The sequence below is a fragment of the Nocardiopsis sp. NPDC057823 genome (assembly GCF_042797335.1).
GTDB classification, from domain to species: domain Bacteria; phylum Actinomycetota; class Actinomycetes; order Streptosporangiales; family Streptosporangiaceae; genus Nocardiopsis; species Nocardiopsis changdeensis.
Map to the genome: position 1 here is coordinate 117,500 of NZ_JBHVLR010000021.1, position 8,796 is coordinate 126,295.

The 8,796-nt window shown below is 73.3% G+C and carries 7 protein-coding genes; 5 read left to right on the forward strand and 2 right to left on the reverse strand.

Features of this window, described 5'->3' with window-relative positions; translation table 11 throughout:
• The first annotated feature begins 9 nt into the window (after positions 1-9).
• The gene (locus tag ACFVNO_RS26805; RefSeq protein ID WP_355265349.1) at positions 10-423 is read left to right on the forward strand and encodes a cupin domain-containing protein; all 414 of its coding nucleotides are present in this window, start codon (positions 10-12) and stop codon (positions 421-423) included.
• On the opposite strand, the gene ACFVNO_RS26810 is transcribed toward ACFVNO_RS26805, so the two are convergent.
• Positions 407-1,366, reverse strand: coding sequence for a TIGR03557 family F420-dependent LLM class oxidoreductase (locus tag ACFVNO_RS26810; RefSeq protein ID WP_378896630.1), 960 nt, complete (start codon positions 1,364-1,366; stop codon positions 407-409). The two genes, ACFVNO_RS26805 and ACFVNO_RS26810, sit on opposite strands and share 17 nt — an antisense overlap.
• 150 nt (positions 1,367-1,516) lie before the next feature.
• Here ACFVNO_RS26810 and ACFVNO_RS26815 point away from each other — a divergent pair, with 150 nt between their 5' ends.
• Together ACFVNO_RS26815 and ACFVNO_RS26820 are read left to right on the forward strand one after the other, a co-directional pair.
• A complete protein-coding gene (locus ACFVNO_RS26815; RefSeq protein WP_355265355.1) occupies positions 1,517-2,173 on the forward strand; it encodes a pyridoxal 5'-phosphate synthase in 657 nt (218 codons plus the stop codon).
• 147 nt (positions 2,174-2,320) lie between these two features.
• The gene (locus ACFVNO_RS26820; protein ID WP_378896633.1) at positions 2,321-3,205 is read left to right on the forward strand and encodes an SDR family oxidoreductase; all 885 of its coding nucleotides are present in this window, start codon (positions 2,321-2,323) and stop codon (positions 3,203-3,205) included.
• 16 nt (positions 3,206-3,221) lie between these two features.
• Here the strand turns inward: ACFVNO_RS26820 and ACFVNO_RS26825 are convergent, their stop codons facing one another.
• Positions 3,222-4,472 (reverse strand): hypothetical protein, encoded by a 1,251-nt coding sequence (locus ACFVNO_RS26825; protein ID WP_378896636.1) that lies wholly within the window; start codon positions 4,470-4,472, stop codon positions 3,222-3,224.
• A 126-nt stretch (positions 4,473-4,598) separates the two neighbouring features.
• Here ACFVNO_RS26825 and ACFVNO_RS26830 point away from each other — a divergent pair, with 126 nt between their 5' ends.
• Both ACFVNO_RS26830 and glgX read left to right on the forward strand, forming a co-directional pair.
• Positions 4,599-6,230, forward strand: a complete 1,632-nt coding sequence (locus ACFVNO_RS26830) for an acyl-CoA dehydrogenase family protein (RefSeq protein WP_355265363.1) — start codon at positions 4,599-4,601, stop codon at positions 6,228-6,230.
• A gap of 342 nt (positions 6,231-6,572) precedes the next feature.
• On the forward strand, positions 6,573-8,735 hold the full coding sequence (gene glgX, locus ACFVNO_RS26835; RefSeq protein WP_378896639.1) for a glycogen debranching protein GlgX: 2,163 nt from the start codon (positions 6,573-6,575) through the stop codon (positions 8,733-8,735).
• Positions 8,736-8,796: the final 61 nt, after the last annotated feature.

Genomic DNA, 8,796 nt, shown 5'->3' on the forward strand with positions numbered 1-8,796 from the left:
ATGGCGTCCATGAGCGACGAACCCATCGACCTGGCCGCGGCGCTGGCCTCCTTCGAGCAGCTGTGGAGCCCGCGTGTGGTGACCCGGGTCAACGACTACGACGTCCGGGTGGCCAAGGTGCGCGGCGAGTACGTGTGGCACGCCCACCGGGACACGGACGAGTTCTTCCTGGTGATCGACGGCGACCTGCGCATCCGGCTGCGCGAGGGCGCGGAGGAGCGGGTGGTCGCGCTGGGTCCCGGCTCGGTGTTCGTGGTGCCGCGCGGGATCGAGCACCGGCCCGAGTCCGACGGCGGCGCCTCGATCCTGCTGTTCGAGCCCACCGGGACGCTGACGGTGGGCGACCATGAAGGAGAGGTCCCCGACCACATCGACGCCACCGTCGGCCACCCGCTGGAGGTCCCGGTCAGGGGGCGGACGTGAGCTCGGGGAGCAGGTTCTCCTCGGCGTAGGCGAAGAAGTCGTCCGGGTCGGCCCCCGCGTTCATCAGGACCAGGTGGTCGAACCCGGCCTCGGCGAAGGTCCGGACCTGCTTGAGGTGCTCCTGCGGGTCCGGGCCGGCGGACGCCATCTGGCGCATGTCCTCCGGGGTGGCGAGCGCGGTGGCGGCCTCGAAGTTGACCGGGTTGGGCAGCTCCGCCATCACCTTCCAGCCGCTGAGGCCGAACCGGAACCCCTCCCGGGCCCGCTGGAGGGCGGTGTCCACGTCGTCGGCGACGGCCAGCGGCACCTCCACGTACCGGGGCCCGTCGCCCCCGGCGGCCCGGTAGGCCTCCACCAGTTCCGGCTTGGGCTCGGTCGCGAACAGCCCGTCGCCGTATTCGGCGGCCAGGGCCGCGGCCTGCCCGCCGCCGGCGGCGACGATGATCTCGGGCGGGGTGTCGGGCAGGTCGAACACCCGGGCGTCGTCCAGGGTGAGGTACTCCCCCTCGAAGGAGTGGTACCCCCCGGTCCACAGCATGCGGATGATCTGGAGCGACTCCCGCAGCATCGCGTGCCGGACGGTGACCGAGGGCCAGGCGTCGCCGACGACGTGCTCGTTGAGCCGTTCCCCCGAGCCCACGCCCAGGAAGTGCCGTCCGCCCGACAGCACCGCCGTGGTGGCCGACATCTGGGCGACGATCGCGGGGTGGTACCGCATCGACGGGCAGGTCACCCCGGGGCCGATGCGGATGTTCTCGGTGGCCTGCGCGATGGCCGCCATCACCGACCAGGCGAAGGGCGAGTGCCCGTGCTCGAACAGCCAGGGGTGGTAGTGGTCGCTGATCTCCACGAAGCCGAACCCGAGCTCCTCTGCCCGTATCGCCTGGCGCACCAGCTCGGGGACGCTGTACCGCTCGGCCATGAGCTTGAACCCGATCTCCACGATCGCTCCTCTCGGTCGGATGACACAGGGGTGCCACTGCCCAGCGGAGGCCGTGGGAACACACGCGGCCCGTGGGCCTTGGGCGAGTTTTGGGCTGCCGTTTCTGCGGCCGGTCCGTAGGGTGGGCTGCGCCGATCCGAGAGGAGACCCATGACCGTCCGCGAACTGCTGCGCGGCCTGCCGGTGTTCGCCGGGGACCTGCCCGCGTTCGACCCGTCCACCGCCCCCGACGACCCGATCGCGCTGTTCACCGCGTGGTTCGAGGAGGCGGTGGCCGCCGGGGTGTCCGAGCCGCACGCCATGGCGGTGGCCACCGCCGACGAGGCCGGGGCGCCGTCGGCGCGGGTGGTGATCCTCAAGGACCTCACCCCCGAGGGGTGGTGGTTCGCCACCACGACGACCTCGCGCAAGGGGCGGGAGCTGGCCGCGGACCCGCAGGCGGCGCTGCTGTTCCACTGGCGCGAGCAGGGCCGCCAGGTGCGGGTGGGCGGGGTCGCGGAGCTCGCCACGCCGGGGCTGTGCGCCGCGGACTTCCGCTCCCGGCCGCCGGCGTCGCGGGCGGCCGGGCTGCACGGCCGCCAGAGCGACCCGCTGGCCGACCCCGCGGAGATGGACCGGGCCTTCGACGAGAGCCGGGCCCGGGTGGAGGCCGACCCGTCCCTGGTGCCCGACGACTGGGGGCTGTACGTGGTCCGGCCGGTGGAGGTGGAGTTCTGGCAGGGCTCCCCGGACCGCCGCCACGTGCGCCTGCGCTACCGGCGCGAGGAGTCCCGGGGGACCTGGGAGCGCGGCCTCCTCTGGCCCTAGGGGGTCCAGCGACGGCGGCGGTCATGGCCGCCGTCAACGCGGTGGTGCCGGCCGCCGCCCTGGTCCCGACCGCGACCACCCGGTGGGCGGCGGATCCGGCAGAAAAGGCGGTGCGGGCAACGGGCCGGGGTTCCTAGGATCGCGACCATGACGAACCCACTTCCGCTGCACGGCAGGACCGCCCTGGTCACCGGGGTCTCCCGGCGCAGGGGCATCGGATACGCGATCGCCGCGCGACTGGCCGAACTGGGCGCCGACCTGTTCGTCCACCACCACCGGTCGCACGACGCCGACCAGCCCTGGGGCCCCGACGACCTCGACGGGGTGCGCGCGGGGCTCCGGGCGGCGCTGCGCCCCGGCGCCGCCTTCGGGGACCTGGGCCTGGACCTGGCCGAGCCCGACGCCCCCGAGCGCCTCGTGGCCGCCGCACGGGAGCTGACCGGCTCCCTGCACGTGCTGGTGTGCAACCACGCGCGCTCGGGCGGGGACGGCTCCCTCCTGGACATGACCGCGGAGAAGCTGGACGGCCACTGGTCGGTCAACACCCGGTCCACCCTGCTGCTGACCTCGCACTTCGCCAAAGCGTTCGCCGGGCTGGAGGAGGCGCCCGGAGCCCGCCCCGGCGACCGGCAGGAGTTCTCCGGACCGCTGGACGAGCACGCCACCGGCCGGGTGTTCTGGACGACCTCCGGGCAGATCCACGGCCCCATGGTCGGCGAGGTGGCCTACGCGGCGAGCAAGGCGGCGCTGGCCGGGCTGACCGCCACCGCGGCCGCCGAGCTGCTGCCGCACGGCATCGTCCTGAACACGGTCAACCCCGGTCCGGTGAACACCGGGTACCTGGACCCGGAGTCCACCGACCGCTCCCCGGAGCTCATCGAACAGGTCCTGGCGGCGACCCCGTTCGGCCGGTTCGGGCATCCGTCCGACCCGGCCCGGCTGGTGGGCTGGCTGGCGTCCGACGAGGGCCGGTGGGTCATCGGGCAGGTGATCACCACCGACGGCGGCTTCTCTCTGGGCGTGGGCCGCTGACCCGCGGGGCGCGGCCTCAGCCCAGGGAGAGCGGGATGCCCGGGTTCCAGCACAGGCGGGGCGGTGCGCCGTCGCGGACGAAGTCCTCGGCCAGCAGCGCCGCCCAGTCCGGGCGCCACTCCCCGTCGCGGGCGGCCATCTCCCCGCGCAGCCGTTCGAGGGCGCGCGTGGACATCTCGGCGGGGTGCGCCCGGTCGGGCAGGCCGTCGTAGAAGCGCTCCACGGTCCCCCGCCCCGTGTCGACGCGCGCGTACAGCCACGCGCCGCTGCGCGGGTCGGCCTCCTCCTCCCGCCAGGCCCGGGCCAGGGCGGCCGACGGGTCCGCGCCCCCGCCGGGGGGCGCGGGGAGGTGCGCCCCGCCGACCCGGACGGTGATGTCGCCGTATCCGACGGCGGAGACCGTCACCCCGGCCGGGGCGTGCCCGCCCGCCCAGTCCAGGAAGGCCCGCAGGGCCGGCCCCGGCTCCACGGGTTCCGGCCGCGGCCTCTCCGCGGTACCGCGGGCGGCGACCCCCACCGACGCGCCCGCCTGGCCCTCGGGCAGGTGGACGCGGCGGCCGGCCGGCTCGCCCGTCCCGGCGGGCAGCGCCGGAGGCTCCTCCTCGCCGGTCAGCCCGAGCCGGCGGGCCTCGGCCAGCGCCCCCTCGGTGTCGGCGGTGTCCGGGTCGGGCAGGGCGTCGGCGAGCCCCTTCAGCACGCCCTCGCCGAGGCGCCGCTCGGAGGCGGCGGCCACCAGGGCGTCCAGGCCCGCCTTGAGCGCGTCCTGCCGCTCCTGCGAGTCCTCGTCGTCATCGTCCCACCCGCCGTCGAGGCAGAACTCCAGCAGGGATTCGTACACGTCGTCGGCGTCGGCGTCCGGGTACAGGACCTCGTCGGCCCCCTCCGGGAGGGGCACCCGGTACCAGGCGCGGCCGTCCCACCAGGCGAGGAAGGAGACGATCTCGGCGTCCCGCAGGGCCTTGTCCAGCCACTCCCAGGGCAGCCAGCCGGGGCCGCCGGCGAGCAGGTCGACGGCCGGGGCCGCGCGCCGTGTGCGGGAGCCGTCGACGTCGTATCCGAACAGCACGGCGCGGCCGCCCTCCACCAGGGCCAGGCAGCACCGCCCCTCGCTGTGGTCGTGGTCCAGCGCGCGGCCCCACCGCTGCCACGGCGAGCCGTGGTCGGGGACCAGTGCGCCGAGCACGGCGATCGCGGCGGGCCCCGCCCACATCTCCTCGGGGGGCGGCATCTCGGGGGCCTGGGCGGGAGCGGGGTCCGTGAAGGTCATCGTGTCATTCTCCACCGGCGGGGGCCGGTCCGGGGCGGAACCGAACCCGATTCTGTTACCCCTGGTCGCGACGGGATAGGATGCGCGGCACCCGGCCGCCTGCGAACAGGAACGGAAGAGTACGCCATGCCCCCGACACACGAGGTGTTCAACCAGGCCGCCCCGCTCGGCGACTACAACGCCGCCGACGACCCCGCCCTGCTGGAGGGCGTGCGGCGCGAGGGCGCCGCCTGGGCCGAGCCCGAGGTCCGCGAGGTGGGCGACGCCGCCGGAACGGAGCGGGTCCGCTCCTGGGGCGAGTCCGCCAACGCCTACCCACCCGTCCTGCGCACCCACGACCGCTACGGGCACCGGATCGACGAGGTCGACTACCAGCCCGCCTACCACGTCCTCATGGACCAGGCCGTCGAGTTCGGCCTGCACGCCGCCCCCTGGGCCGACGACCGGCCCGGCGCCCACGTGGCCCGGGCCGCCAAGTTCTACCTGTGGTCCCAGCCCGAAGCGGGCCACGGCTGTCCGATCTCCATGACCTACGCGGCGGTCCCCGCGCTGCGCCACGCCCCGGAACTGGCGCAGCGGTACGAGCCCCTGCTGGCCTCGCGCACCTACGACTTCGGGCTGCGCGCCCCGCACACCAAGCGCGGCCTCATCGCGGGCATGTCCATGACCGAGAAGCAGGGCGGCTCGGACGTGCGCGCCAACACCACGCGCGCGGTGCCCACCGCCGACGGCCACCACCTGCTCACCGGGCACAAGTGGTTCACGTCCGCGCCGATGAGCGACTTCTTCCTCACCCTGGCGCAGGCGCCCGAGGGGCTGAGCTGCTTCCTGGTGCCGCGGGTGCTGGAGGACGGCACCCGCAACGACCTGCGCATCCAGCGCCTCAAGGACAAGCTCGGCAACAGGTCCAACGCCTCGGCGGAGCTGGAGTACGACGGCGCGGTGGCCCACCTGGTGGGCGAGCCGGGCCGCGGGGTGCCGACCATCATCGAGATGGTCAACAGCACCCGGCTGGACTGCGTCATCGGCTCGGCCGCGGGCATGCGGGCGGCGCTGACCCACGCCCTGCACCACGCCGAGCACCGGTCAGCGTTCGGCAGGCGGCTGGCGGAGCAGCCGCTCATGCGCAACGTGCTGGCCGACCTGGCGCTGGAGTCGGAGGCGGCCACGGCGCTCATGACCCGGCTGGCCGGGGCGGTGGACCGGTCGGTGCGCGGCGACGAGGCCGAGACCGCCTTCCGGCGGCTGGCCGTGGCCGTGAGCAAGTTCTGGGTGACCAAGCGCCAGCCCGCGCACGCCGCCGAGGCGCTGGAGTGCCTGGGCGGCAACGGGTACGTGGAGGAGTCGGGCATGCCCCGGCTGTTCCGGGACTCCCCGCTCAACTCCATCTGGGAGGGCTCGGGCAACGTGGCCGCCCTGGACGTGCTGCGCGCGATGGGCCGCAGCCCCGAGTCGGTGGCGGCGTTCCTCACCGAGCTGGACGCCGCCCGGGGCGTGGACGACCACTACGACACGGCCGTCAAGCGGCTGGAGCAGACCCTGGGCGACCTGGAGGAGGTCCAGTACCGGGCGCGTTCGGTGGTGGAGCTGATGGCGCTCACGCTCCAGGCGTCGGTGCTGCTGCGCCACTCCCCCACCCCGGTGGCCGAGGCCTTCACCGCCTCCCGGCTGGGCGGCGAGTGGGGGCACGTGTTCGGCACCCTGCCCCGGGGCGTGGACACGGGCCTGATCCTGGACCGGGCCCGGCCGGGGGCCTGACCGCCGCCGCGCCGCCCCCGGGGGGCGGCGCGGCCCCGCGGTGCCGTCGGGGGGCGAATCGCGGGGCCCGTCGGAATTCCCCCTCCCGGGCCGCCCCGCATATCACCGGAAATCACGATCCCCACCGGTACCGCCCCCCGCCCGGGGCGGCCGATGAATGATCATCGGTCCAGTTCGGCATACTTCTGCGGCCGGAGCGGAAGAAAGAAGTCGTCACCACACGACCATCCGCTTTCGGACCATCGACGGACCGTCCGCGCACCCGACCGCAACTGGGAGCGCTCACGGACGGATCTCCAGATACCGCTCGAAAGCCCCGAGACCAAGAGACCGATAACGCCTATGGTGGAAGTCTGGCCAGGTAGTTCCTATCCTCTGGGTGCGACCTACGACGGGTCCGGTACCAATTTCTCGCTCTTCTCCGAGGCCGCCGACCAGGTGGAGTTGTGCCTGTTCGACGACGACGGCGAGGAGACCCGTATACCCCTGACCGAATACGACGGATTCGTCTGGCACGGGTACCTTCCCGGTATCGGTCCGGGTCAGCAGTACGGGTACCGGGTCCACGGTCCTTACGCACCCGAGCATGGACTGCGCTGCAATCCCAACAAACTGCTCACCGATCCCTACGCCAAAGCGCTGAACGGCAATCTCACCTGGCACGAATCGCTGTTCAGCTACCACTTCTCCGACCCCGGCCGCAAGAACACCGCCGACAGCGCCCCCTACGTGCCCAAGTGCGTGGTGGTGAGCCCGTTCTTCGACTGGGGCAACGAGTCCAGGCCGCGCACCCCGTACCACCAGACGGTGATCTACGAGGCGCACGTGCGCGGGCTGACCATGCGCCACCCCGGCATCCCCGAGCACCAGCGGGGCACCTACTCGGGGCTGGCGCACCCGGCGGTGATCGACTACCTCACCTCGCTCGGGGTGACGGCGGTCGAGCTCATGCCGGTGCACCACTTCGTGCCCGAGCACGCCATGGTGGCGCGCGGGCTGACCAACTACTGGGGGTACAACACCCTCGCCTTTCTGGCCCCGCACAGCGGGTACGCCGCACGCGGCTCGCGCGGGCAGCAGGTCCAGGAGTTCAAGGCGATGGTGAAGTCGCTGCACGAGGCGGGCATCGAGGTCCTGCTCGACGTGGTGTACAACCACACCGCCGAGGGCGACCACATGGGGCCGACCCTGTCGCTGCGCGGCATCGACAACCTCAGCTACTACCGGGTGGGGGACCAGGACCAGCGCTACTACCTCGACTACACGGGGTGCGGCAACAGCCTCAACGTCCGGCACCCGCACTCGCTCCAGCTCATCATGGACTCGCTGCGGTACTGGGTCCTGGAGATGCACGTGGACGGGTTCCGGTTCGACCTGGCGTCGGCGCTGGCCCGCGAGTTCCACGACGTGGACCGGCTGAGCACGTTCTTCGACATCGTCCAGCAGGACCCGGTGATCTCCCAGGTCAAACTGATCGCCGAGCCCTGGGACGTGGGCCCGGGCGGCTACCAGGTGGGCAACTTCCCGCCGCTGTGGACCGAGTGGAACGGCAAGTACCGCGACACCGTGCGCGACTACTGGCGGGGCGAGCCGGTGCTGGGCGAGCTGGCCTCGCGGCTGTCGGGCTCCAGCGACCTCTACCAGGACGACGGCCGCCGCCCGGTGGCGTCGATCAACTTCATCACCTGCCACGACGGCTTCACGCTGGCCGACCTGGTCGCCTACGACCACAAGCACAACGAGGCCAACGGCGAGGACAACCGCGACGGCACCGACGACAACCGGTCCTGGAACCACGGGGTGGAGGGCCCCACCGAGGACCCGGCGATCATCACGCTGCGGCGCCGACAGGTGCGCAACTTCCTCACCACCCTGTACCTGTCCCAGGGGGTGGTGATGCTGTCCCACGGGGACGAGGTGGGGCGCACCCAGGGGGGCAACAACAACGCCTACTGCCAGGACAACGAGATCTCCTGGATCGACTGGAAGGCGGCCGGTCTCGGCGAGGGGGAGGAGCCCGAGAACGACCTGCTGGACTACGTCCGCGACCTGGCGCGGCTGCGCCGGGAGCACCCGGTCTTCCGGCGCCGGCGGTTCTTCCGCGGCGGCCCGGTAGAGGGCGCCGCCGCCAAGAGCGACCGGGAGGGGCTGCCCGACATCGCCTGGCTGCGCCCGGACGGGCGGCCGATGAACGGGGACGACTGGAACAGGCCCGGACGCGCCCTGGGGGTGTTCCTCAACGGGGACGCCATCACCGAACCGGATCCGCGGGGGAGGCGCATCCGGGACAGCTCGTTCCTGCTGCTGCTCAACAGCGGCGCGGACGCGGTGGACTTCACGGTGCCGGGCACCGAGTACGGGATGGCCTGGGAGACGGTGCTGGACACCGCGGAGCCGGACGTGCTGGACCGGCCGTTCGTCACGGCGGGCGGCCCCGTCCGGGTCATCGACCGGGCGCTGGTCCTGCTGCGCCGGGTGTCCCACCGCACCGGCGGGGGGAGCTGAGCGGAGGCACCCGCAGGAGGGGCGGAGCCGGGGCGGGCCCCGGCTCCGGACGGCGGCCCGC